The following is a 24126-nucleotide window of genomic DNA, read 5'->3' on the forward strand; positions in this document are numbered from 1 at the left end:
TTTGACAATTGTCAATTGCCGCATCGTCCGGCCGTGGTGTAAAGGCACCTATGGGCGCGGCTCACGCGCCGCCGGAAGCTTGCCAGATGACGTTATGGTTCGTGTTCGCGCTGATGACGGTCGCGGCGATATTCGCCGTGCTCTGGCCGCTCGGCCGTGGCGGGCGCGATCAAAATCAAGGCAGCGAGGTCACGGTCTACAAGGACCAGCTGGCCGAGATCGAGCATGATCTCGCGACAGGACTGATTGCGCGACCTGAAGCCGAGGCGGCGCGCGTCGAGATCAGCCGCAGGCTGCTCGCCGCTGATAGCAGCGAGTCCGCGCTCGTGCCGACATCCAATCTGAAATGGCGCCGCGGGGCGGCCGTGCTGGCGCTGGTCGGCCTGCCGCTGGTCGCGGCTGCGATCTATGTTCCACTCGGCTCGCCGGCACTTCACGACTTTCCGCTGGCGCAGCGCGAACGCGAGGCGGCGCGGCCCGGCATGGCGCAGTCGCTCGAGAATCTCGTCGCGCAGGTTCAGCAGCACCTGGAGAAAAATCCGAACGATGGCCGCGGCTGGAACGTGCTTGCACCGGTGCTGGAGCGGCTCGGCCGCTTCGACGAGGCCGTGCGCGCCTACCGCAATTCGATCACCTACAACGGCGAGAGCGCGGAGCGCCGCTCCGACCTCGGCGAGGCCATCGCGGCCGCTGCCGGCGGCGTGGTGACGGCGGACGCCAAGACCGAGTTCGAGCGCGCGCACGCGCTCAACGCCGACGATCCCAAGGCGAACTATTTCCTCGGGCTCGCCGCCGAGCAGGACGGCCGCAAGGATGAGGCGGCCAACATCTGGCGCGCGCTGCTGGCGAAGGCTCCGGCGGACGCGCCTTGGCGGCCACTGGTGCAGACCTCGCTCGCCCGGGTTGGCGGTGGCGGCACGATGCCGGCCCTGTCGGACGAGACGATCGCGGCCTCCAAGGAAATGAACGACGGCGATCGCAACGCGATGATCCGTGGCATGGTCGAACGACTCGCCACGCGGCTGAAGCAGAATGGCGACGACGTCGACGGTTGGCTGCGCCTGGTGCGTGCCTATCTGGTGATGGGCGATCGCGACAAGGCGGTTGGCGCCTCGACCGACGCACGCCAGGCGGTCGCGAACAACGCCGAGCGGCTGCGCCAGCTCAACGAAGGCCTCAAGACTCTCGGGCTCGACGGATGACAGTCGCAGAACGGGACGAGCGGAGAACGGATAAGCCATGACGCGCAAGCAGCGACGGATGACCATCATCGGCGGCTCGCTCGCCGTTCTCGCGCTCGCGGCCGCGCTTGTGCTCAATGCCTTGCGCGACTCCATCGTGTTCTTCTCCACTCCGTCCATGGTGGCCGAGAAGCACGTTCAGCCCGGCAAGCGCTTTCGCCTTGGCGGCCTGGTGCAGCCGGGCTCGCTCCAGCGCGGCGACAATCTCGCCGTGACGTTTGAAGTTGCCGACGGCAGTGCCAAGCTGCCCGTCGCATACAAGGGCATTCTGCCAGACCTGTTCCGCGAAGGGCAGGGCGTGGTCGCCGAAGGCGCGCTCGATGCCAACGGCGTGTTCAAGGCCGACACGGTGCTTGCCAAGCATGACGAGACCTATATGCCCAAGGACGTTGCTGACGCCCTCAAGAAGCAGGGGCATTGGAAGGACGATTACGGCGCTCAAGCGTCTGGTGGCGCAAAGCCTTCCGCGGATGCAAAGCCGGCCACGACGGCTCAGGGCAATTCGCAGGGAGCGGTGCGGTGATCGCGGAAGCCGGACATTACGCGCTGGTGCTGGCGCTCGCGCTGGCGCTGATCCAGTCCTTCGTGCCTGTCATCGGCGCGCGCCTGCGCGACCCTGCGCTGATGAACGTGGCGCGTTCCACCGCGCTGGCGCAGCTGCTGTTCGTCGGCGCGTCCTTCATTGCGCTGGTGACGCTGCACGTGAACTCGGACTTCTCCGTCGCGAACGTCTACGAAAATTCGCACTCCATGAAGCCGCTGATCTACAAGATCACGGGCGTGTGGGGAAACCATGAAGGCTCGATGCTGCTGTGGGTGTCGATCCTGGCGCTGTTCGGCGGGCTGGTCGCTGCCTTCGGCAACAATCTGCCGCTGTCGCTGCGTGCGCATGTGCTGAGCGTGCAAGCCTGGATCGCGAGTGCGTTCTATCTCTTCATCCTGATCACCTCGAATCCGTTCCTGCGCATCGCCAACCCCCCGATCGAGGGGCGCGATCTCAATCCGGTCCTGCAGGACATCGGGCTCGCGGTGCATCCGCCGATGCTCTATCTCGGCTATGTCGGCTTCTCGATCTCGTTCTCCTTTGCGATCGCGGCGCTGATCGAGGGGCGGATCGACGCGGCCTGGGCGCGCTGGGTGCGGCCGTGGACGCTGGTCGCCTGGATCTTCCTGACCCTGGGCATCGCGATGGGCTCCTACTGGGCCTATTACGAGCTTGGCTGGGGCGGCTGGTGGTTCTGGGATCCGGTCGAGAATGCCTCGCTGATGCCGTGGCTTGCAGGCACCGCGCTGTTGCATTCGGCGCTGGTGATGGAGAAACGCAACGCGCTGAAGGTCTGGACCATTCTGTTGTCGATCCTGACCTTCTCGCTGTCGCTGCTCGGCACCTTCCTGGTTCGCTCGGGCGTCATCACCTCCGTGCACGCCTTCGCCAACGACCCGACCCGCGGCGTGTTCATCCTCTTGATCCTCTGCCTGTTCATCGGCGGCAGCCTGTCGCTGTTCGCGGGCCGCGCGACCTCGCTCAAGCAGGGTGGCCTGTTCGCGCCGATCTCGCGCGAGGGCGCGCTGGTGCTGAACAATCTGCTGCTCACGGTGGCCTGTGCGGTCGTGCTGTTCGGAACGCTCTATCCGCTGGCCATGGAAGTGCTGGCCGACTTCAAGATGTCGGTCGGCGCTCCCTTCTACAACCTCACCTTCGTCCCTCTATTCACGTTGCTGCTGCTCGCGGTGCCGTTCGGGCCCATGCTGGCTTGGAAACGGGGCGATCTGCTTGGTGTCACCCAGCGTCTGCTTGCCGCCGGCGTCGCCGGCCTCGTCGTGATCGCCATCGTCTGGGCCTGGACGCGGGGCGGCAGCGCGCTGGCGCCGTTGGCGATCGGGCTCGGCGTCTTCGTCATTGCGGGTGCCGTAACGGACGTGGCTGAACGAACCGGCCTGTTTCGCCTGCCGTTCGCGACCACGCTGCACCGCGCCCGCGGCCTGCCGCGTTCGGCCTGGGGCACCGCGTTTGCCCATGCCGGTCTCGGGATCGCGCTGATCGGGATCGTCTGCGAGACCACCTGGAACAGCGAATATATCGCGACCATGAAGCCGAACGACGTCGCGCAGGTCGCCGGATATGATCTGAAGCTCAATGGCCTGCTTGAGCGCCAAGGGCCGAACTACCGCGAAATGGTCGCCCAGTTCCAGGTCAGCCGGGGCGGCGAAGCGCTCAGCGTCATGACGCCGTCAAAGCGCAGCTTCACGACGCGCGGCGCCTCGACCACGGAAGCCGCCCTTCTGACCCGCGGCGCGAGCCAGCTCTACATTTCGCTCGGCGACGTCACCGCCGAAGGTGCGATCGCCGTGCGCATCTATCACAAGCCCTTCGTGCTCCTGATCTGGTGGGGGCCGGTGCTGATGGCGTTCGGCGGCGTGCTGTCGCTGTCCGACCGGCGCCTGCGGGTCGGCGCGCCCAAACCGGCGCGAGCCAAGCAACGCCTGCAGCCGGCGGAGTGATCCGATGCGTCGGATGATGGCCGCGATCGTTGCGCTCCTGCTGCTGGCTGTGCCTGCGGTACACGCCGTGCAGCCCGACGAGATCATGTCGGACCCGTCGAAGGAGGCGCGCGCGCGGGAATTGTCGCGCGAGCTGCGCTGCATGGTCTGTCAGAACCAGTCGATCGACGATTCGGACGCGCCGCTTGCGCGCGATCTGCGGCTCCTCGTGCGCGAGCGGATCGCGGCCGGCGACAGCAATTCGCAGGTGCTCGACTTCCTGGTCGCACGCTACGGCGAGTTCGTGCTGCTGAAGCCGCGCTTCGAACGGCAGACCATCATGTTGTGGCTGCTCGCGCCGCTGCTGCTGGCCGGTGGCGGCTTTGCACTCTGGCGGCAGAATCGGCGCCGCTCGCGAAGTGGTGCAGATGTACCGGCGCCGCCGCTGACGCCGGACGAAGAGGCTCGGCTCGCCGCATTGATGTCGGACGAAGCGAAGTCCTAGCCGTTTCCAAGTCGCTCCGGTCTACGTAGTGTTACCGGGATTGCCAGCCCTGCTGGCGACTTCATGCTATTTTGACCTTTGTCTGGAAGCTTGTCGCAAGATTTGATTCCAGCCTCCGGGTTCTCCCATGTTCACGAACAGCAATCTGACGATCCGCTTCCTGGTCGGCGCGGTCGTCGCCGCATTATTGTTCTTGCTGGGCATCGGCGGCGGCACCGGCTTCATTGCCGTGCTCTATCTCAACAACGAAATCACCAGCCTGTCGTCCGACTTCGCCGCGCTGAGCGGTCCGGCACGCGACCACGCCATGCAGATCTACCAGCAGGCCCAGGCTGCCTTCTCCTGGTTCCTGGTCGCCTGCGGCGGGATCGCAATCGTCGCCATCGCGATCTGCCTCACCACCTGGTTCGCCGTACGAAACGGCATCCTCAGTCCGCTGGCGGCGATCGTGCATGCGATGCGCGAGGTTGCCGATCAGAAGTTCGAGACGCCGGTTCCGGGCCTCGGCGGCACCAACGAGATCGGCCTGCTCGCCGCCGCGCTGGAAGTCTTCAAGACCAGCGGCATCGAGCGGCGGCATCTGACGGAGCAGCAGCTGCACGAAGCGCAGCACCAGGCGGAGCGATCAAGATATCTCGATGCCCGGATCAAGAGCTTCAACGATCTCGTCGCCAGCGTCGTCGACAGCGTGGCGTCGTCGGCCGAGCATCTGAAGCGCAACGCCGAGACGCTGTCGCAGACCGCGAACGACACCAGCACCAAGGCCAACGCCGTGGCGAGCGCCGCGAGCCAGGCCAGCGCCAGCGTGCAGACGGTCGCGGGCTCGGCCGAGGAGATGACGAATTCGATCGGCACGATCAGCCGCCGTGTCACGGACGCGACCCAGCGTGCCGAGGGTGCGGCCACGCAGGCCGAGAAGAGCCGCGACACCATCCACACGCTCTCGGATGCCGCCGACAAGATCGGCGAGGTCGTACAGCTCGTGCAGGCGATCGCATCGCAGACCAATCTTCTTGCGCTCAACGCCACCATCGAGGCGGCGCGGGCGGGGGAGGCCGGCAAGGGCTTTGCCGTGGTCGCCTCCGAGGTGAAGAGCCTGGCGCATCAAACCAGCAAGGCGACGGAGGAAATCACCTCCCATGTCGCCAGCATCCAGGGCATCACCGCGGAAACGCGCGGGGCGATCGACGCCATCTCGAAGACGCTGTCGGAGATCTCGTCGATCATGTCCGGCATCGAGGTCGACACCGCCCAGCAGCGCAACGCCACGCAGGACATCAGCCGCAGCGTCCAGGACGCCGCGCGCGGCACGCTCGACGTCTCCAATCACATCGTCCAGATCACCTCGACCTCGGCCGAGACCGGCCGGATGGCGGCCGAGGCCCGCGATTCCGCCGTCGATCTGTCGCAACAGGCCGAGACCCTGAAGCGCGAAGTCGACGAATTCATCGTCAGTGTCAGGGCAAGCTGAGGGACCGAAAGAGCGCGCCCCCGCCCGTTCCGGGGAAACCCATCAAGTTCCTGTAAAAGCGTAACTTTCGGGTTGCGATAAACTGCCGCATCGGAGCGGCCGCTTCATTACGAAAGTTTAACCCCGCAGCCAGCGCGCGGTAAGGCGGAAGTCCCCATCTTCAGGTCCGTAAGGTGCCGCCATCGGGCACCAAAAGGATTTCAAGGCCCTGGAGACCTCTGCATGACCGACCGTCCCGATCTCACCAACCTTCCGTCCTACCGGCAGCCCCGCCGCTCGGTGTTGTCCGTCCGCAGGATTGCGCTGATGGCCTCGGTCGTCGCCGGTCTCGGCATCGCCGTCCATGGCTTCAGCCCGTCGACGTCGCCCGCCGATTTGTTCTCCAGCCCGGCGCACGCGCAGGTCAACAACGAGGTCAAGAAGGTCGAGCGTCCGATCGGCTTTGCCGACATTGTCGAGCGGGTGAAGCCCTCGGTGATCTCCGTCAAGGTCAACATCAAGGAGAAGACCGCCAGCAACGACGACGGTGATGATTCCTCGCCGTTCCAGCCGGGCTCGCCGATGGAGCGCTTCTTCCGCCGCTTCGGCGGTCCGGACGGCATCCCGGGTCTGAAGGGCGGCCGTGGCCGCGTCGTGCAGGGCCAGGGCTCCGGCTTCTTCATCTCGGCTGACGGTTATGCCGTGACCAACAACCACGTGGTCGACGGCGCCGACAAGGTCGAGGTGACCACCGATGACGGCAAGACCTACAGCGCCAAGGTGATCGGCACCGACCAGCGTACCGACCTCGCCCTGATCAAGGTCGAGGGCGGCTCCAACTTCCCGTTCGCCAAGCTTGCCGACGGCAAGCCGCGGATCGGCGACTGGGTGCTCGCGGTCGGCAACCCCTTCGGTCTCGGCGGCACCGTGACCGCCGGCATCGTCTCGGCCAGCGGCCGCGACATCGGCAACGGCCCCTATGACGATTTCATCCAGATCGACGCGCCCGTGAACAAGGGCAATTCCGGTGGTCCGGCCTTCAACACCGATGGTGAGGTGATGGGCGTCAACACCGCGATCTATTCGCCCTCGGGCGGCAGCGTCGGCATCGCGTTCTCGATTCCCGCCAGCACCGTCAAGAGCGTGGTCGCCCAGCTCAAGGACAAGGGCTCGGTCAGCCGCGGCTGGATCGGCGTGCAGATCCAGCCCGTGACGTCTGACATCGCCGACAGTCTCGGCATGAAGAAGGCCGAAGGAGCGCTGGTGGCGGAGCCGCAGTCGAACGGTCCGGCGGCGAAGGCCGGCATTGAGTCCGGCGACGTGATCACCGCGGTCAACGGCGAATCCGTCAAGGACGCCCGCGAACTGGCCCGCACCATCGGCGGCATGGCGCCCGGCGCCTCCGTGAAGCTCAACGTGCTGCACAAGGGCCAGGACAAGACCGTAAACCTCACCCTCGGTCAGCTGCCGAACACGGTGGAGGCCAAGGCCGACACCGATAACGACAGCGGCAAGGGCGCGAGCAAGGGCACCGACGTGCCGAAGCTCGGCATGACGGTCGCCCCCGCGAACTCGGTGGCCGGCGCCGGCAAGGAAGGCGTCGTCGTCACCGAAGTCGATCCGAAGAGCGCCGCGGCCGATCGCGGCTTCAAGGAAGGCGACGTGATTCTCGAAGTCGGCGGCAAGAGCGTGAGCACCGCCGGCGATGTCCGCGACGCCATCAACACGGCGCGCTCCGACAACAAGAACAGCGTCCTGATGCGGGTGAAGAGCGGCGGCCAGTCGCGCTTCGTGGCCGTGCCCATCGCCAAGGGCTGATCAAGGGCTGATCAAGGGCTGAGCCTCAGGAGGCTTACGAAATGAAGGGTGTCGCCGGCATCAGTCGCCCCCGCCGCCGACGCTCTTCCGGGGAGTTGAGCCCCGCTCGCTCCCCACGCCTACCTTCCGGTGGAAACACGCCCCCCTCCGTCGGAAGGCCTAGGGCGGTGAGGTCCCCCCAGCTTCACCGCCCGCCTTTTTGCTTACCCAAGCCTCGTTCACCTGGCTTGCATGCGATTGCCGCTCGCGCCATGTTTAGAGAAGGTTGACCTCCTTGACCGCCGCCGAACGCACGATGCGCCTCCTCATCATCGAAGACGACCGCGAATCCGCCGACTATCTCGTGAAGGCGTTTCGCGAAGTCGGACATATTGCCGACCACGCCGGTGACGGCGAGGAGGGCCTCGCCATGGCCGAGAACGGCGATTACGACGTCTTGGTGATCGATCGCATGCTGCCCAAGCGGGACGGCCTGTCGCTGATCGGCGCGCTGCGCGACAAGGGCGACACGACGCCGGTGCTGATTCTCTCCGCGCTCGGTCAGGTCGACGACCGCATCAAGGGTCTGCGCGCCGGTGGCGACGACTATCTACCGAAGCCCTATTCCTTCGCCGAGTTGCTCGCCCGCGTCGAGGTGCTGTCGCGCCGCCGCGGGGGACCTGCCGAGGATACGCTCTACCGCGTCGGCGATCTCGAGCTCGACCGGCTCTCTCACCGCGTCGCGCGCGGCAAGGACGAGCTGACGCTCCAGCCCCGCGAATTCCGCCTGCTCGAATATCTCATGAAGCATGCCGGCCAGGTGGTGACGCGCACCATGCTGCTGGAGAACGTCTGGGACTATCATTTCGATCCCCAGACCAACGTGATCGACGTGCACATTTCGCGGCTGCGCTCCAAGATCGACAAGGGCTTCGAGCGGCCGCTGCTGCACACGATCCGCGGCGCCGGGTACATGATCCGTGACGGCATTCGGTAAACTCGTCCGCACCACGGCGTTCCGGCTGACGCTGGTCTATCTGCTGCTGTTCGCGATGTTCGCGGCCTCGCTGCTCGGCTATTTCGCCTGGAACACGCGGCGGCTGATCACCGAGGAAATCACGCAGACGGTGAATGCCGAGACCTCGGAGATCAACGTGATCTATGATCGCCGCGGCTTGGTCGGCCTGGTGCGAACGATCGAATACCGCGCGCTCCGGCCGGGCGCCAACCTCTACCTCGTGACCACGCCGACCGGGCAGGCGGTTGCCGGCAATGTCGGCTCGCTCGCGCCGGGCGTGATGGCGACGCGCGGCTGGTCGGAGACCGCCTATCGGCGGCTCGAGGACGCAGACGACCGCGACCATCGCGCGCTGGTGCGCGTCACCGAGCTCGAGAACGGTTTCCGCCTCCTGATCGGCCGCGACCTCGCCGAGCGGCGGCGCCTGTTCGGCATCGTCGCCAAGGCGGCGCAATGGTCGATCCTGATCGTGGTCGTGCTCGGCCTCGGCGGCGGCGTCTTCGTCGCCCGCAGGGTGCTGACGCGCATCGATGCCATGAGCGGCACGGCCCACCGCATCATGACCGGCGATCTCAGCGAGCGCCTGCCTGTGGGGCGCAGTGGCGACGAGCTCGATCGTCTCGCCGAAAACCTCAATGCCATGTTGGAGCGGATCGAGGCGCTGATGGCGGGGCTGAAGGAGGTCTCCGACAACATCGCCCACGACCTCAAGACGCCGCTGACCCGCCTGCGCAACCGCGCCGAAGAGGCGCTGGCGAAATCAGGCTGCGAGGCGGATTACCGCGCCGCGCTGGAGCGGACCATCGAGGAATCCGACGGCCTGATCCGCACCTTCAACGCACTTCTGATGATCGCGCGCGCCGAGTCCGGCCAGGCGCGCGGCAACATGGATGATTTCGACGCCGCCGAGGTCGCGGGCGGCATCCACGAACTCTACGAGCCGCTCGCCGAAGATGACGGTATGACCTTGAAGGTGAGAGCCGAGCCGGCGCCGGTTCACGCCAATCGCGAATTGATCAGTCAGGCGCTGGCCAATCTCGTCGAGAATGCGATCAAGTACGGCAAGCCGGTCGCGCAGACCGGTGGAACCGTCGTCAGCATGGACTCCAGGCAGATCACGATCGAGGCGAAGCGCGAAGGCGATCAGGTGCTGCTCAGCGTCACCGATCACGGTCCCGGCATCCCGGAGGCGGACCGCAAGCACGCCGTCGAACGATTCGTGCGGCTGGAGGCGAGCCGCACGCTTCCGGGCTCGGGCCTCGGCCTCAGCCTTGCCTCCGCGGTTGCGACACTCCATGGCGGTGAATTGCGGCTGGGCGACGCCCAGCCCGGCCTCGTTGCCACGCTGGTGCTGCCGGCGCGCGCGGACGCCGGCGACAGGGTTGCTCCGCCAATACCGGATGTGCCACAGAAGGTGGCATGAACCACTCCGCGCCGGGAAACGCGGACAAGACTGGGAAGAGCCTGGCCGTACGCTTCGCGGAGGCTCCCCATATTGCCGCTTCCGCAACCCTCGAACGACGTCTTGAATCGTGGTTGGCCGAGATCGAGCCGGCACATCAGGCCCGTCTCGAAGCGCTGCTCGCCCATCCTTTCGCCCGGGACATCCTGGCCGGCATCGCGGAATTCTCGCCCTATCTGTTCGATCTTGTGCGCGCCGATGTGCCGCGCCTGATCCGGCTGCTCGAATGCGATCCGGACACACATCTTGCTGCGTTGATCGCGGAGGCGAGGGGCGCTGTGCTCGCCGCCCCCGCCGAGGCTGAGGTCATGCGGCTGCTTCGCCGCATGAAGGCCGAGGCGGCGCTGCTGATCGCGCTGTGTGACATCGGCGGGGTCTGGCCGGTGATGCGGGTGACGGCGGCACTGACCGACCTTGCCGTCTCTTCGGTGCAGCTGGCGCTTCAATATCTGCTGCGACAGGAAGCCGCACGCGGCAAGCTCGTGCCTGAAGATCCCGAGGCACCGGAAGTCGGCTGCGGCCTGATCGTGCTCGCCATGGGCAAGATGGGCGCGGGTGAGCTGAACTATTCCAGCGACATCGATCTCATCGTGTTCTTCGATCCCGATGCGACGACGCTTGCCCCTGATATCGAGCCGCAGCCGTTCTTCGTCCGGGTAACGCAGGGCTTGGCGCGTATCCTCCAGCAACGCACCTATGACGGCTACGTCTTTCGCGTCGATCTGCGGCTGCGTCCCGATCCGTCCTCGACGCAGGTCGCGATCTCGCGGGATGCCGCGCTGAACTATTACGAGCGGGAAGGGCGCACCTGGGAGCGAGCCGCTATGATCAAGGCGCGCGCCTGCGCCGGCGATGTCAAAGCGGGCGAGGCACTGCTGGCCGAAATCGCGCCCTTCGTCTGGCGCAAGCATCTCGATTTCGCAGCGCTGGCCGACGTGCACGATATGAAGCGGCAGATGCAGACCTATCGCGGTCAGAGCGAGATCGCCGTGGAAGGTCACAACGTCAAGGTCGGCCGCGGCGGCATCCGCGAGATCGAATTCTTCGCCCAGACCCAGCAGCTGATCGCCGGCGGCCGCCACCCGGAATTGCGGGTGCGGCCGACGCTGGCTGCGCTGAACATTCTGGCATCCAGCAATTGGATCACGTCGGCGGCGCGCGACGAACTGACCGCGGCCTATGAGTTCCTGCGCCGGGTCGAGCATCGTCTCCAGATGATCGGCGACGAGCAGACCCACGCACTGCCCGAAGATAAGGATGCGGTCGAACGCTTCGCCTGGTTCTTCGGCTATGACAACCGCGAGACTTTCGCGCGTGACCTGTTGCGCCAGCTCGAGATCGTCCAGGGACACTACGAGAAGCTGTTCGAGGGCGATGATCCGACCGGGACGGCAAAGCTGCCGGCCCTCGACTACAGTACAGGTCCCGAAGATCCGCGCATGCTGCAGCATCTGGCTACGCTCGGCTTCAAGAAGCCCGCTGCGGTCGCGCAGACGGTTCGCGACTGGATCACCGGCGACTACCGCGTGTTCCGCAATGAGGCGACGCGCAACGCGTTCGTCGAGTTCGTGCCGGCCCTGATCGACGGCCTCGCCCATGCCGAAGAGCCGGACCGCGCCGTCGTGGCATTCGATCAGTTCCTCGCGGCGCTCCAGCGCGGTGGGCGGCTGATCACGTTGCTCGGCCAGAACCGCGATCTCGTCGCGCTCGTGGCGCTCGTGCTTGGCGCGGCGCCCCGGCTCGGCGAGATGCTGGCGCGGCAGCCGCAACTGATGGACGGCCTGATCGACCCGCGCTTCTTCGGTGCGATGCCCGATCGTCAGGAATTGTCGGCGCGGCTCGCGGCCACGGTGCAGGATGCCGGCTCCTACGAGGAGTTCCTGGACCGCCTGCGGCTGTTTGGGCAGGAAAGCCTGTTCCTGATCGGCACGCGCATCCTCTCCGGCACCGTCTCGGCGCAGCAGGCGAGCACGGCCTTCGCCGACGTTGCCGAAGGCATCGTTCACACCGTGCACGGCCTCGTCGCCGATCGCTTTGCGGCCCAGTACGGCCGGATCAAGGAACAGGAGACCGCGATCATCGCGATGGGCCGGCTCGGCAGCCGTGAGATGACGGCATCCTCGGATCTCGATCTGATCCTGCTGTACGATTTCGACAGCGAGCATCCGGATTCCGACGGCGAGAAATCACTTCAGGGCGCGCATTATTTCGCCCGCTTCACCCAGCGCCTGATCAGCGCCTTCACGACCCGCACCAATTATGGCGTGCTTTATGAGATCGACATGCGGCTGCGCCCCTCCGGGCGCGCCGGTCCTGTCGCTTCGAGCCTCGTTTCCTTCGCGGACTACCAGGCCAACGAGGCCTGGACCTGGGAGCACATGGCGCTGACGCGTGCGCGCGTGGTGTCGGCGTCGCCGCAATTCCGGGAGCGAATTCAGCGCGTCATCCGCGAGGTCCTGACCCGACGCCGCGATGCCGCGATCATCGCCACCGATGTCGCCGACATGCGGCGCGCGATCGCGCAGGAGAAGGGCGAGAGCGACTATTGGGATCTCAAATATGCCGCCGGCGGCATGGTCGACATCGACTTCATCGCGCAATATCTCCAGCTCGTGCATGCCCATGACAAGCCGGAGATTCTCGACGTCGGCACCATCCAGGTGCTCGAAAATGCATGCCGGCTCGGCGTGCTCGCCCAATCCGAGACCGAGATCTTGCGGGCCGCGGCGCGGCTCTATCACGACCTCACGCAGATCCTAAGGCTCTGCGTCAGCGACCGCTTCAAGCCGGAGACGGCGGGCACCGATCTTCAGCGCGTGATGGCGCGCGCCGGCGATGCGCCGGACTTTTCCTCGCTGGAGGCGCGGGTCAAGGAGACGCAGAGCGAGGTGCGGCGGGTGTTCAGTGCGCTTCTGGAAGGGAAGCCGTCTGCTTGAGCGCGGTGAGCGCTTCGAGCACGTTCGGCTCCAGCCCCGCGCCACCGGCCTCCAGATGGGCGAAGATCGCGCGCTTCATCCGGGGATCCCAGAACTTCTTGATGTGGTCGGCGATCCCAGGCACGGCTTTGTCGTGGCCCTGGCTGCGAAAGAACGTACCGATCTGGTTGGCCATGTAGACGAGGCGGTCAGGCGACGACATCGATGATCTCCTGAGCACGACGAGCCGAGATTCGGCCCTCGTGCGTGAACACTTCAAACCCGTCGCTGCGGGCAATCGCGATCAGCGTGATGCCCGCCGCATTGGCGGTGCGGACTGCAAGCGCGGTGGGTGCGGAGACCGCGACCAGCACGGGCGCGCCGATGGCGGCCGTCTTCTGCACCATCTCGACCGAGACGCGGCTCGTCAGCAGCACCATGCCGGCACTTGCGTTCGTCCGGCTGCGGGCCAGTGCGCCCGCGAGCTTGTCGAGCGCGTTATGGCGGCCGACGTCCTCGCGCAAGGCGACGATGCCGTTCGAGGGCGACCAGAAGGCCGCGGCGTGGACCGCTCGGGTCTGCATGTTGATCGATTGCAGGGGCGCGATCGCCTGCATCGCCGCCATGACCTGCTGCGGCGTGAAGCTCTGTCCCTGCGGCACGATGGAAGCAGGCCGCACCGCCTCGGCGATGGAATCGACGCCGCAGAGCCCGCAGCCGGTGGGACCCGCAATGTGGCGCCGGCGCCCGCTGATACGGGCGGCGTCCTCGGGCGCCAGCCACATCCGCAGCTCGATGCCCTCATCGAGGCGAACCACATCGAGCGACTTGATATCGTCGACCGATTTGATGACGCCTTCGTCGAGGCTGAAGCCGATGGCAAAATCCTCCAGGTTCTGCGGCGTTCCCATCATGACGGCGTAGGTGCCGCCATTGTAGGTCAGCGCCAGCGGCGTCTCCTCGGGGATCAACCGCGTTCCCTCCGACGCGACACCGTCGCGCCAGATTTCGCGGTCGATGGCCTGAACCGGCACGTGCATGCGGTTACTCCGCGGCCTCGGCCGGCACGATCCGGCGGGACTGCCGCGCCTGTGCGTCGTAGCTCTTCTGCCAGTCGGACGGACCGTTCGACGGCGAGATCTGCACCGCCGTGACCTTGTATTCGGGGCAGTTGGTCGCCCAGTCCGAATAGTCGGTCGTGATCACGTTGGCCTGCGTGTCCGGATGATGGAAGGTGGTGTAGACGACACCAGGCGATACGCGGTCGGTGATCTCCGCGCGGAGGGTGGTTTCGCCGGCACGGCTCGTCAGCCGCACCCAGTCGCCATCGCGCACGCCGCGCTGCTCGGCGTCGTGGGGATGAATCTCGAGGCGGTCTTCGGCATGCCAGACCACGTTCTCGGTGCGCCGTGTTTGCGCGCCGACATTGTACTGGCTGAGGATGCGGCCCGTGGTGAGCAGGAGCGGGAAGCGCGGGCCGGTGCGTTCGTCGGTCGCGACATATTCGGTGACGACGAACTTGCCCTTGCCGCGGACGAAGCCGTCGATGTGCATCACCGGGGTGCCCTCGGGCGCCTTGTCGTTGCAAGGCCACTGCACCGAGCCGAGCTCGTCCAGCTTGGCATAGGAGACGCCGGCGAAGGTCGGCGTCAGCGCAGCGATCTCGTCCATGATCTCGGAGGGATGGCTGTAGTTCATCTCGAAGCCCATCGCCTTGGCGAGCGCGATCGTGACCTCCCAGTCGGCCATGCCGTTCTTCGGCGACATCACCTTGCGGACGCGCTGAATGCGGCGCTCGGCATTGGTGAAGGTGCCGTCCTTCTCGAGGAAGCTCGAGCCGGGCAGGAAGACATGGGCATAGTTCGCGGTCTCGTTCAGGAAAAGGTCGTGGACGATGACGCATTCCATCGCCGACAGCGCCGCCACCACATGCGTCGTGTTGGGGTCCGACTGCAGGATGTCCTCGCCCTGCACATAGAGCCCCATGAACGTGCCTTCGATCGCGGCGTCGAACATGTTGGGAATGCGCAGGCCCGGCTCCGGGTTGAGCTTGACGTCCCACATCGCCTCGAACTGCTCGCGCACGGCATCGCCCGCGATGTGGCGATAGCCGGGCAGCTCGTGCGGGAACGAGCCCATGTCGCAGGAGCCCTGCACGTTGTTCTGGCCGCGCAGCGGGTTCACGCCGACGCCGGGACGGCCGATATTGCCCGTGGCCATCGCGAGGTTGGCGATCGCGATCACCGTGGTCGAACCCTGGCTGTGCTCGGTGACGCCGAGGCCGTAGTAGATCGCGCCGTTGCCGCCGGTGGCGTAGAGGCGGGCGGCTTCGCGCAGCGCCTTCGGGGCGACCCCGGTGAGGATCGCGGTCGCTTCGGGGCTGTTGTTCGGCCGGGCGACGAACGCCGCCCATTCCTCGAACTCGCTCCAGTCGCAGCGTTCGCGCACGAAGGCCTCGTTGACGAGACCTTCGGTGACGATGACATGCGCCAGCGCGGTCATCACAGCGACGTTGGTGCCCGGCATCAGGGGTAGATGCAGCGCCTTCACGTGCGGCGAATCCACCATCTCGGTCCGGCGCGGATCGATCACGATCAGTTTTGCACCCTGGCGCAGCCGCTTCTTCAAGCGCGAAGCAAACACAGGATGCGCTGAAGCGGGATTTGCCCCGATGATGACGACGACGTCGGTGTCCTCCACCGAGTCGAAATCCTGCGTGCCGGCGGAGGTGCCGAAGGTGGTGGCGAGACCGTATCCGGTCGGGGAATGGCAGACGCGGGCGCAGGTGTCGACATTGTTGTTGCCGAAGCCGGCGCGGATCAGCTTCTGCACCAGATAGGTTTCCTCGTTGGTGCAGCGGGACGAGGTGATGCCGCCGATGGCATCGCGCCCGTATTTCTTCTGGATGCCGCGCATCTTCGCCGCGGCAAACGAGAACGCCTCGTCCCAGGACACTTCGCGCCAGGGATCCTCGATCCGCTCGCGGATCATCGGGTTGAGGATACGCTCCTTGTGGTTGGTGTAGCCCCAGGCGAAGCGGCCCTTGACGCAGGAATGGCCGCGATTGGCCTTGCCGTCCTTGTACGGCACCATGCGCACCACTTCCTCGCCGCGCATCTCCGCCTTGAAGGCGCAGCCGACGCCGCAATAGGCGCAGGTGGTGACGACGGAGTGTTCGGGCTGGCCGATCTCGATCACGGACTTTTCCGTGAGCGTCGCGGTCGGGCAGGCCTGCACGCAGGCGCCGCAGGAGACGCATTCGGAGCCCAGAAAACTCTCGCTCATGCCGGGCGAGACACGGCTGTCGAAGCCGCGGCCGGAGATGGTCAGCGCGAAGGTGCCCTGCACCTCCTCACAGGCTCGGACGCAGCGCGAGCAGACGATGCACTTGGAAGGATCGTAGGTGAAGTAGGGGTTGGACTCGTCCTTCGGCATCCAGGCGGCGTTGATTTCGCCGCTGGTCTTCGCGAAGACGTGGTTCTCGCCCTCATAGCCGTAGCGCACCTCGCGCAGGCCCACGGCGCCGGCCATGTCCTGCAGTTCGCAATCGCCGTTGGCGCCGCAGGTGAGGCAGTCGAGCGGGTGGTCGGAGATGTACAGCTCCATCACGCCCTTGCGCAGCTTCTTCAGCCGCTCGCTCTGGGTGTGCACGACGAGACCGTTCATGACCGGCGTGGTACAGGAGGCCGGCGTGCCGGCGCGGCCCTCGATCTCGACGACGCAGAGCCGGCAGGAGCCGAAGGCGTCGACCATGTCGGTCGCGCAGAGTTTCGGGATCTGGTGGCCGGCGTCCATCGCGGCCCGCATGATCGAGGTGCCCTCGGGCACCGTGACCTCGTTGCCGTCGATGGTCAGCGTGACCATCGTGGTCGATTTGGAAGCCGGCGTGCCGAAGTCGATTTCTTTGATCAGAGACATTCTCGTTCTCCTATTCCGCGGCCTGAAGCGTGGTCGGCACGGGTGCGAAATCCTCGCGGAAATGTTTCAATGCGCTGAGCACGGGGTAGGGCGTGAAGCCGCCGAGCGCGCAGAGCGAGCCGAATTTCATGGTGTTGCAGAGGTCTTCGACCAGCGTGAGGTTTTCAGTTAGCCGCTCGCCGCGCATGATCTTCTCGATGGTTTCGACCCCGCGGGTCGAGCCGATGCGGCACGGCGTGCACTTGCCGCAGGATTCGATGGCGCAGAACTCCATGGCGAAACGCGCCTGCTTGCGCATGTCCACGCTGTCGTCGAACACGACGATGCCGCCATGGCCGATCAGGCCGTCGCGGGCGGCGAAGGCCTCGTAGTCGAACGGCGTGTCGAACAGCGCGCGCGGGAAATAGGCGCCGAGCGGGCCGCCGACCTGCACCGCGCGGACAGGACGGCCCGTGAATGTGCCGCCGCCGATGTCGTCGACGAGCTCGCCGAGCGTGACGCCGAAGGCCGTCTCGAACAGTCCGCCCTGGCGGATATTGCCGGCAAGCTGGATCGGCATGGTGCCGCGCGAGCGTCCCATGCCGAAATCGGCATAGGCCTTGGCGCCTTCGGCGAGGATGAAGGGGATGGCCGCAAACGACAGCACGTTATTGATGACGGTCGGCTTGCCGAACAGTCCATGATGCGCCGGCAGCGGCGGTTTTGCGCGCACGATGCCGCGGCGGCCTTCGAGGCTCTCCAGCAGCGAGGTCTCCTCGCCGCAAACGTAAGCGCCGGCGCCGACGCGGACTTCCATGTCGAAGCTGCAGGTCGAGCCGCCGATCTTGTCGCCGAGATAGCCGCCGCGCCTCGCCGCCACGATGGCTGCGTTCATCGCCTCGACCGCATGCGGATATTCGCTGCGGATATAGATGTAACCCTTGGTCGCGCCGGCCGTGATGCCGGCGATGGTCATGCCCTCGATCACCAGGAAGGGATCGCCTTCCATGATCATGCGGTCGGCGAAGGTGCCGCTGTCGCCCTCGTCGGCGTTGCAGACGATGAATTTGCGGTCGGCCTTGGCCTGCGCCACGGTCTTCCACTTGATGCCGGTCGGGAAGCCGGCGCCGCCGCGGCCGCGCAGGCCCGAGGCCGTCACTTCGTTGAGGATCGCGTCCGAGCCGAGCGGCAATGCGCGCTCCAGGCCCTTGTAGCCGCCATGGGCGCGGTAGTCGTCGAGCGAGCGCGGATCGATCACGCCGCAGCGAGCGAAGGTGAGGCGGGTCTGGCGCCTCAGCCAGGGGATTTCGTCGGCGACGCCGAGGAGCAAGGCGTGCGGTCCATTGCTCGCCATCGACTCGAGCACGGAGGCCACGTCTTCCACGCTGACCGGCCCATACGCAAGGCGGCCCGCGGCGGTTGCGACCTCGACCATCGGCTCCAGCCAGCACAGTCCGCGCGAGCCGGTTCTGACGATCTCTACGGGCAAGCCACTGATGGCCGCGGCCTGCTCGAACGCTGTGGCAACTTCATCGGCGCCAACGGCGACAGCGGCGGCATCGCGGGGAATGAAGATCCGCATGGTCATCGCTGCGCCTCCGCAACCAGCGCATCGATACGCTTCTCGTCGAGCCGGCCAATGAGACGGCCGTCCAGCATCGCGGACGGCGCGGTCGCGCACAGCCCTAGGCAATAGATCGGCTCCAGCGTGACGCGCTCATCTGCCGTGGTGTTGCCGAGCGAAACGCCCAGCTTCGCTTCGGCGCGCGCCGCCAGCGCATCGCCGCCTGTGGCCTGGCAGGCCTCGGCGCGGCACAGCTTCAGCACATGGCGGCCGGCCGGCTTGTGGCGGAAGTCATGATAGAAGGTGAAGACGCCGTGGATCTCGGCGCGCGACAGATTGAGCGCCTGCGCCACCATGGGAATCGCGGCCTCCGGCACGTAGCCGAACGCCTCCTGGAGCGCGTGCAGGATGACGAGCGTCGCGCCCTCCTGGCCCGCATGTTCGCCGATGATCTCGGCGCCGCGCATCTCGTTCCAGGGTTCGTAACAAGGCTCAAAATGCGCTGTCATTCTTCATTCTCAACCAAAGCGTTTCCTTGGCGCAAACTAGTTGGAATCATTCGAAGATCAATAAAGCTGTCCCGTGCTGCGATTGCGAATTCGGATCGATTTGCAACCGCAATCGATCGATCTGAAACGCTAATGAAAGTTGTATCGGCTGCCGGTTTTTGCGTGTTGGTGCAGGCCCGGCATGCTAGCTTGCATGCCACGATGGAAGTTGAGGGGACGACCGGTTGATCGACAAACTTGAATTATTGCTGGCGCTGGCCAAGGAGCGGCATTTTGGACGGGCGGCAGAGGCATGTGGCGTCACCCAGCCGACCATGTCGACCGGGCTGAAGCAGCTCGAGGAGATCCTCGGCGTGATGCTGGTCCAGCGCGGGTCGCGATTCCAGGGCTTTACCCCCGAGGGCGAACGGGCACTCGATTGGGCGCGACGCATCGTCGGCGATGCCCGCGCGATGCGCGACGAGATCAACGGACTGAAGCATCAGCTCTCCGGCGAGATTCGCATCGCGGCAATTCCGACCGCGCTCGGCATGGTCGCCTCGCTGACGACGCCGTTCCGCGCCCGCCATCCCGAGGTGCGTTTCAGCATCCGCTCGACGACCTCGTCGGAGGTGTTGGGTTTGCTTGAAAATCTCGAAGTCGATGCGGGCCTGACCTATATCGAGAACGAGCCGATTGGGAAGGTGCGCACCATTCCGCTCTACAACGAGAGCTATCGTCTGCTGACCGCGCCCGACGGGATGTTCGGAGACCGCGAAACGGTGACATGGAAGGAAGTCGGGCAGGTGCCGCTGTGCCTGCTGACTCCCGACATGCAGAACCGGCGGATCATCGACCGTGCGCTGCGTTCGGTCGGCGCCGAGGCGACGCCGACACTCACATCGAACTCGCTGCTGGTGCTGTTCACCCACGTCAAGACTGGGCGCTGGGCCAGTGTGATGCCGGCCAAGCTCGCCGAGACGCTCGGGCTGTCGTCCGACAAGGTCCGCTCGATTCCGATCGTCGAGCCGGAAGTCAATTACAGCATCGGCCTCGTGATCCCGCAGCGTGATCCGATGACGCCGCTGATCGCGGCGCTGGTCAATGTCGCCCGCGAAGTGGCGCCGACGCTGCAAGCGTAGATCCGAAGCTGTTCGTTTGAGTCGGTACGAGCCACGAGCTCGGATAACCTCTCCCCATCGGGGAGAGGTGCGCCTGCGGCTCGCAAACGCTCATTCGGCTCTAGGCCGCCGCGGAAATCCCCGACGCGGCCTTGATGGCGTCGCGCGGCAGCGTCACGCGGACGACGGTGCCGACTTCGAGCCTGGAGCGCAGCCGCATCGAGCCGCCATGGAGCTGCGCCAGCGAGCGGGCGATCGCAAGGCCGAGGCCGGAGCCGTGATAGGTCTTGGTGAGCTGGCTCTCGACCTGCTCGAAGGGGCGCCCGAGCCGCGCCAGCGAGTGCGGCGCGATGCCGATGCCGGTGTCGGCGATCATCAGCACGATCCTGTCCTCGAGCTGCCGGCTGCGCACCACGATGCGGCCGCCGTCCGGCGTGAACTTCACCGCGTTGGACAGCAAATTGACGACGATCTGCTTGGTGGCGCGGCGGTCGGCGACGACGGAGATCGATTTCTCGATGTCGGCGTCGAGCGTCAGGTGCTTGTCCTGGGCCCGGCCTGAGACGACGCGCAGCGATTCGGCGAGCGTCCGCGACAGGTCGAGCTCTTCCATGTCGAGCTTCATGCGGCCGGCCTCGATCTTGGACATGTCGAGGATGTCGTTGATGACCTCGAGCAGATAATGGCCGCTGGTCAGGATGTCGTGGCAATATTCCTGGTACTTCTCGCTGCCGAGCTCGCCGAACATGCCCGAGCCCATGATCTCGGAGAAGCCGATGATGGCGTTGAGCGGCGTGCGCAGCTCGTGGCTCATATTGGCGAGGAATTTCGACTTGGTCTGGTTGGCCTCCTCGGCCCGCGTCTTCTCGCGCTGGTACTTCTCGGCGAGGTCGGCGAGCTCGATGGTCTGGCGTTCCAGCGCCGCCTGCGAGCGCTTGAGGTCGATGACGGTGGCGCGCAGGCGCAGATCGTTGTCGACGAGCTTCTGCTCGTGTTCCTTGATCCGGGTGATGTCGGTGCCGACCGAGACGTAGCCGCCGTCCTTGGTGCGGCGCTCGCTGATGTGCAGCCAGCTGCCGTCGTCGAGCTGGGCCTCGAAGGTGCGGGCGCCCGGGCCTTGGGCCGCGGTCTCGTTGTGGCGGGTGCGCACCTCCGGCATGCGGCCGACTTCCAGCACGGTCTCGTAGGAGGTGCCGGGGATCACCGCCGTATCGGGCAGCTTGTGCAGGCGCTGGAAGTGCGAGTTGCAGAGCACCAGGCGGTCACTGGCGTCCCAGAGCACGAAGGCTTCAGGAATGGTCTCGATCGCGTCGCGCAGCCGAAGGTCGGCTTCGACGGTGCGCTCGGCGAGGCTCTTCTGCTCGGTGATGTCGACCGCGATCCCGATCAGGTGCATGCCTGAATCGCTGGCGCCCCGGGTCCGCTCGCAGCGCACGCGCAGCCAGATCCAATGGCCGTCGACGTGCTGCATGCGGAAGGTCTGGTCGATGTGGTCGATCTTCTCGGAGATGAGCTGGTCGGCGATCGCGAACAGGTCGATGTCGTCGGACTTCACCAGCGCGTTGACCTCGCCGAAGGTGAGGAGCTCGTTGCGGCCGTCGAGGCCCAGCATCGAGAACATCGATTGCGACCAGAAGATCCGGCCGCGCGACAAGTCCCAGTCCCACAGGCCGCAGCGGCCGCGGTTAAGGGCGGTGTCGATCCGGCCGCGCACCGCGTCGTTGATGAGGTCGCCTTCGCGGGCGCGGGTCGACTGCCAGTGGAAGGCGAAGCCGAGGATCAGGACGACGAAGCCCGTGGTCGCCGACAGAGTCACCGACAGCGCTGCGTCCGAGCCCCAGATCGGCTCGTTGCGCTCCTGGATCACGGTGACGAGGCCGGGCAGCGACTTGATCGGCCGTGACGTCGCCAGCGCAGCGTTACCATCAGGAAGAGTCATGCTGGTGACGTCATTGTCGCGCGGAGGCGCGGCAAGCAGCTGTGCGGTGGTGATCGCATCGAGCAGGCGGTCGTTGCCGGCTGGATCGCTGTCGATCGGAATGCGGGCGAGGATGCGGCGGTCGACGCCGGCCGAGGTGACGACGACGTGGCGGCCCGAGACCCTGGCCTTGGTCGGGATCATGTCGGGCAGCAGCGTCGACAGGTTTTCGATGTTCCTCAGCCGCTCCGCGCGCACGGAGGTGACGCGGTCGATGCGCTCGGCGAGCAGTTCGGCCAGCATCGAGATGTCGTTCTGGATCACCAGGCGCTTCTGGCGCGTCTGGTCGACGACCTGGACGAAGGCGCCAAGGCAGATCGTGACGAGGAAGGCGATGATGAGCGTCGGTACGGCGCGACGAAGCGCGGGCTCCGCGACCAGGAGCCGATGATAGGCAGGTTTCGCGATCGATTGCGCCAATCCCTTGATCGAATCGGATTGGACGCATGCGTTCGCGGCGTCTGCACGCGCCATGCCTTCGGCCCCCTGAAAACCTGCTTGCTACTCGTTTCGAAAGCAGCCCCACATCGCTTTCGAATCACAGCGATTTGAATCCAGTTTGCGCAGGCTGTCGAGAGTCAACGAAACGTTAACGTGAAATAATTCTTATCCAAGGGAGAGTTCGCGCGCTCTGATCCCGCAAACTCACGTGTGCAATGAGTCCGAAACGAGAACGCAGGACTCCAGACGTATTCCGCGTCACGCGCGCGGCGGCTCGGCGTGGCTGATGACGCGCTTCACGTTGGGGAACGCGCGGCGCAGCGCCCGCTCGATCGCATCGACATGATCGTGCACCTTGATCACGCTCATCGATGGCGTGGCGCGGCAATGGAAATTGACGATCTCGCCTGCATCGGTGTTGCGGACACGCACGTTATGGATGTCGTGGATCTCGCTGCCGTCGGCATATTCCGCCAGCGCCGCCGCGATGGTCTGAACCCGCTCCGGTGTCGCATCGACGCCGAACGGCAGTTCCGGTTCCAGCGGCTCGATATGGACGTCGACCTCGACGTCCTCGCCGAACTCTTCCTTGATGTTCCGCTCCAGCGTGTTGGCGATGTCATGAGCCGCCTCGAGCGGCATATGGGCGTCGACCTCGAGGTCGATGCTGACGATCAGCCGCGTGCCTGAGTTCTGCGCCGGGCCCAGGTCATGCACGGTGACATGGTGGATGGCGAGGCCCGAATTGCGCGCGATCACCATGATGCGGTCGCGCACGGTCTCGTTGTCGCGGGCGACGGGGACGGCTGTGAACGAGAGGTCGGCATCGCCGAACGCCTTGATCACGGCAGCCTCGGCGTTCCGCTTGATGCTCTCGACGCGATCGATCGGGTAGGTCCTGGGCACCTTGACGATGCTGTCGATGAACGTGGTCGCCCCGACCATGCGCACGCGCAGCCGCTCGACATCGATCACGCCGGGCACGCTGCAGATCGCGGCGCTGGCCTTTTCCTGTGCGCCTTCCGGGGCGCGGTCGACCAGCGTCTGCACCGTCGAGCCCGCCATGCGCAGGCCGAGAGCCGCGATCATCACGGCGACCGCAGCGGCCGCTGCGGCATCGCCCCACCAGAAGCCGAGGGCCGCCAGGATCAGTCCGATGATGACGGCGAAAGAGCCCATGACGTCGGATGCAAAATGCAGCGCGTCGGCGGCGAGCGCCTGGCTGTGGGTCTCGCGTGCGGCCCGGTGCAGGGCACGGGCGCGCCAGAGGTTGACGGCGATGTCGAGCACCAGCACCACGAACGGCACGGCCGAGATGGTCGGGGGCGGGGTTCCCTCGCGCAGCCGGCTGTAGGATTCGACCAGGATGCCGCCGGCCAGCACATAAAGCAGCGCGGTGACGCCGAGCGCGGAGATGCTCTCCAGCTTGCCGTGGCCGTAATGATGCTCGTCGTCGGCCGGCTTGTCCGAGACCCGCACCACGGCCCAGGTGATGATGGTCGCGACCAGGTCGATCGAGGAGTGCAGGGCTTCGGAGATCAGCGCCAGCGAGCCGATCGCGATGCCGACCACGAATTTGGCCGCCGCCATGCCGCCGCTGGCCAGGATCGAGATCGCCGCGACCGATGTCTTGTCGTGTTGTCCGCTCATGGCCGGGGATTTAGCAGGGCGGCGGTGAACATCAAGCGACGATCCACAGGCGTAGTCGCGAGTGAGTCGCAGGAGCAGTCTACGTCTTGCTCGGTTTCGTAGGGTGGGCAAACGCGCA

At 65.9% G+C, this 24126-nt stretch carries 17 protein-coding genes; 10 read left to right on the forward strand and 7 right to left on the reverse strand.

The genetic code is table 11. The features are described 5' to 3' along the window. Window positions 1-86 precede the first annotated feature (86 nt). The 9 genes from ccmI to IF809_RS13380 all read left to right on the forward strand — a co-directional run bounded on the left by ccmI (window position 87) and on the right by IF809_RS13380 (window position 12890). Window positions 87-1202 carry a c-type cytochrome biogenesis protein CcmI gene (gene ccmI, locus IF809_RS13340; RefSeq protein ID WP_462837786.1) on the forward strand — a complete coding sequence of 372 codons (1116 nt, stop codon included), beginning with the start codon at window positions 87-89 and terminating at the stop codon, window positions 1200-1202. Between the two features lie 37 nt (window positions 1203-1239). Beyond that, window positions 1240-1764 (forward strand): cytochrome c maturation protein CcmE, encoded by a 525-nt coding sequence (ccmE, locus tag IF809_RS13345; protein WP_128967275.1) that lies wholly within the window; start codon window positions 1240-1242, stop codon window positions 1762-1764. Then, window positions 1761-3743 carry a heme lyase CcmF/NrfE family subunit gene (locus IF809_RS13350; RefSeq protein WP_128967274.1) on the forward strand — a complete coding sequence of 661 codons (1983 nt, stop codon included), beginning with the start codon at window positions 1761-1763 and terminating at the stop codon, window positions 3741-3743. Before ccmE ends, IF809_RS13350 begins: the two co-directional genes overlap by 4 nt. A 4-nt stretch (window positions 3744-3747) precedes the next feature. Continuing rightward, window positions 3748-4227, forward strand: coding sequence for a cytochrome c-type biogenesis protein (locus tag IF809_RS13355; RefSeq protein WP_462837787.1), 480 nt, complete (start codon window positions 3748-3750; stop codon window positions 4225-4227). Between the two features lie 127 nt (window positions 4228-4354). Further along, complete coding sequence (locus IF809_RS13360) at window positions 4355-5698, forward strand: methyl-accepting chemotaxis protein (protein ID WP_462837788.1); 1344 nt, start codon at window positions 4355-4357, stop codon at window positions 5696-5698. Window positions 5699-5920: 222 nt separating this feature from the next. Next, window positions 5921-7495, forward strand: coding sequence for a Do family serine endopeptidase (locus IF809_RS13365; protein WP_128967271.1), 1575 nt, complete (start codon window positions 5921-5923; stop codon window positions 7493-7495). A gap of 295 nt (window positions 7496-7790) precedes the next feature. Further along, complete coding sequence (locus IF809_RS13370; RefSeq protein ID WP_128967270.1) at window positions 7791-8471, forward strand: response regulator transcription factor; 681 nt, start codon at window positions 7791-7793, stop codon at window positions 8469-8471. Further along, a complete protein-coding gene (locus tag IF809_RS13375) occupies window positions 8455-9915 on the forward strand; it encodes a sensor histidine kinase (RefSeq protein WP_128967269.1) in 1461 nt (486 codons plus the stop codon). Before IF809_RS13370 ends, IF809_RS13375 begins: the two co-directional genes overlap by 17 nt. Then, window positions 9912-12890: a bifunctional [glutamine synthetase] adenylyltransferase/[glutamine synthetase]-adenylyl-L-tyrosine phosphorylase gene (locus IF809_RS13380; protein WP_128967268.1), complete on the forward strand. Its 2979-nt coding sequence runs from the start codon at window positions 9912-9914 to the stop codon at window positions 12888-12890. Before IF809_RS13375 ends, IF809_RS13380 begins: the two co-directional genes overlap by 4 nt. On the opposite strand, the gene IF809_RS13385 is transcribed toward IF809_RS13380, so the two are convergent. Genes IF809_RS13385 through IF809_RS13405 form a run of 5 tightly spaced genes read right to left on the reverse strand, consistent with a single transcriptional unit; the run spans window position 12856 to window position 18839 of the window. Next, the gene (locus tag IF809_RS13385; protein ID WP_128967267.1) at window positions 12856-13092 is read right to left on the reverse strand and encodes a formate dehydrogenase subunit delta; all 237 of its coding nucleotides are present in this window, start codon (window positions 13090-13092) and stop codon (window positions 12856-12858) included. The two genes, IF809_RS13380 and IF809_RS13385, sit on opposite strands and share 35 nt — an antisense overlap. Then, window positions 13079-13909, reverse strand: coding sequence for a formate dehydrogenase accessory sulfurtransferase FdhD (fdhD, locus tag IF809_RS13390; protein WP_128967266.1), 831 nt, complete (start codon window positions 13907-13909; stop codon window positions 13079-13081). Before fdhD ends, IF809_RS13385 begins: the two co-directional genes overlap by 14 nt. 4 nt (window positions 13910-13913) lie before the next feature. Further along, window positions 13914-16787 (reverse strand): formate dehydrogenase subunit alpha, encoded by a 2874-nt coding sequence (fdhF, locus tag IF809_RS13395; protein WP_462837789.1) that lies wholly within the window; start codon window positions 16785-16787, stop codon window positions 13914-13916. A gap of 10 nt (window positions 16788-16797) precedes the next feature. After that, window positions 16798-18354, reverse strand: coding sequence for a formate dehydrogenase beta subunit (locus tag IF809_RS13400; RefSeq protein ID WP_462837790.1), 1557 nt, complete (start codon window positions 18352-18354; stop codon window positions 16798-16800). Next, window positions 18351-18839, reverse strand: coding sequence for a formate dehydrogenase subunit gamma (locus tag IF809_RS13405; RefSeq protein ID WP_462837791.1), 489 nt, complete (start codon window positions 18837-18839; stop codon window positions 18351-18353). Before IF809_RS13405 ends, IF809_RS13400 begins: the two co-directional genes overlap by 4 nt. A 224-nt stretch (window positions 18840-19063) precedes the next feature. Between IF809_RS13405 and IF809_RS13410 the strand changes: the two genes are divergently transcribed. After that, on the forward strand, window positions 19064-19960 hold the full coding sequence (locus IF809_RS13410; RefSeq protein ID WP_453979623.1) for a LysR family transcriptional regulator: 897 nt from the start codon (window positions 19064-19066) through the stop codon (window positions 19958-19960). A 100-nt stretch (window positions 19961-20060) separates the two neighbouring features. On the opposite strand, the gene IF809_RS13415 is transcribed toward IF809_RS13410, so the two are convergent. Further along, window positions 20061-22391 (reverse strand): PAS domain-containing sensor histidine kinase, encoded by a 2331-nt coding sequence (locus tag IF809_RS13415; protein ID WP_128967261.1) that lies wholly within the window; start codon window positions 22389-22391, stop codon window positions 20061-20063. Between the two features lie 225 nt (window positions 22392-22616). Continuing rightward, entirely contained in the window at window positions 22617-24008 is a 1392-nt protein-coding gene (locus IF809_RS13420) for a cation diffusion facilitator family transporter (protein ID WP_462837792.1), read from the reverse strand. Window positions 24009-24126 lie beyond the last annotated feature (118 nt).

This window comes from Bradyrhizobium sp. UFLA06-24, assembly GCF_054967145.1.

Coding starts and splice junctions, on each gene's coding strand:
- ccmI (WP_462837786.1), top strand. CDS start 87: ATGACGTTATGGTTCGTGTTCGCGCTGATGACGGTCGCGGCGATATTC.
- ccmE (WP_128967275.1), top strand. CDS start 1,240: ATGACGCGCAAGCAGCGACGGATGACCATCATCGGCGGCTCGCTCGCC.
- IF809_RS13355 (WP_462837787.1), top strand. CDS start 3,748: ATGCGTCGGATGATGGCCGCGATCGTTGCGCTCCTGCTGCTGGCTGTG.
- IF809_RS13360 (WP_462837788.1), top strand. CDS start 4,355: ATGTTCACGAACAGCAATCTGACGATCCGCTTCCTGGTCGGCGCGGTC.
- IF809_RS13365 (WP_128967271.1), top strand. CDS start 5,921: ATGACCGACCGTCCCGATCTCACCAACCTTCCGTCCTACCGGCAGCCC.
- IF809_RS13370 (WP_128967270.1), top strand. CDS start 7,791: ATGCGCCTCCTCATCATCGAAGACGACCGCGAATCCGCCGACTATCTC.
- IF809_RS13380 (WP_128967268.1), top strand. CDS start 9,912: ATGAACCACTCCGCGCCGGGAAACGCGGACAAGACTGGGAAGAGCCTG.
- IF809_RS13385 (WP_128967267.1), bottom strand. CDS start 13,092: ATGTCGTCGCCTGACCGCCTCGTCTACATGGCCAACCAGATCGGTACG.
- fdhD (WP_128967266.1), bottom strand. CDS start 13,909: ATGCACGTGCCGGTTCAGGCCATCGACCGCGAAATCTGGCGCGACGGT.
- fdhF (WP_462837789.1), bottom strand. CDS start 16,787: ATGTCTCTGATCAAAGAAATCGACTTCGGCACGCCGGCTTCCAAATCG.
- IF809_RS13400 (WP_462837790.1), bottom strand. CDS start 18,354: ATGACCATGCGGATCTTCATTCCCCGCGATGCCGCCGCTGTCGCCGTT.
- IF809_RS13405 (WP_462837791.1), bottom strand. CDS start 18,839: ATGACAGCGCATTTTGAGCCTTGTTACGAACCCTGGAACGAGATGCGC.
- IF809_RS13415 (WP_128967261.1), bottom strand. CDS start 22,391: ATGGCGCGTGCAGACGCCGCGAACGCATGCGTCCAATCCGATTCGATC.
- IF809_RS13420 (WP_462837792.1), bottom strand. CDS start 24,008: ATGAGCGGACAACACGACAAGACATCGGTCGCGGCGATCTCGATCCTG.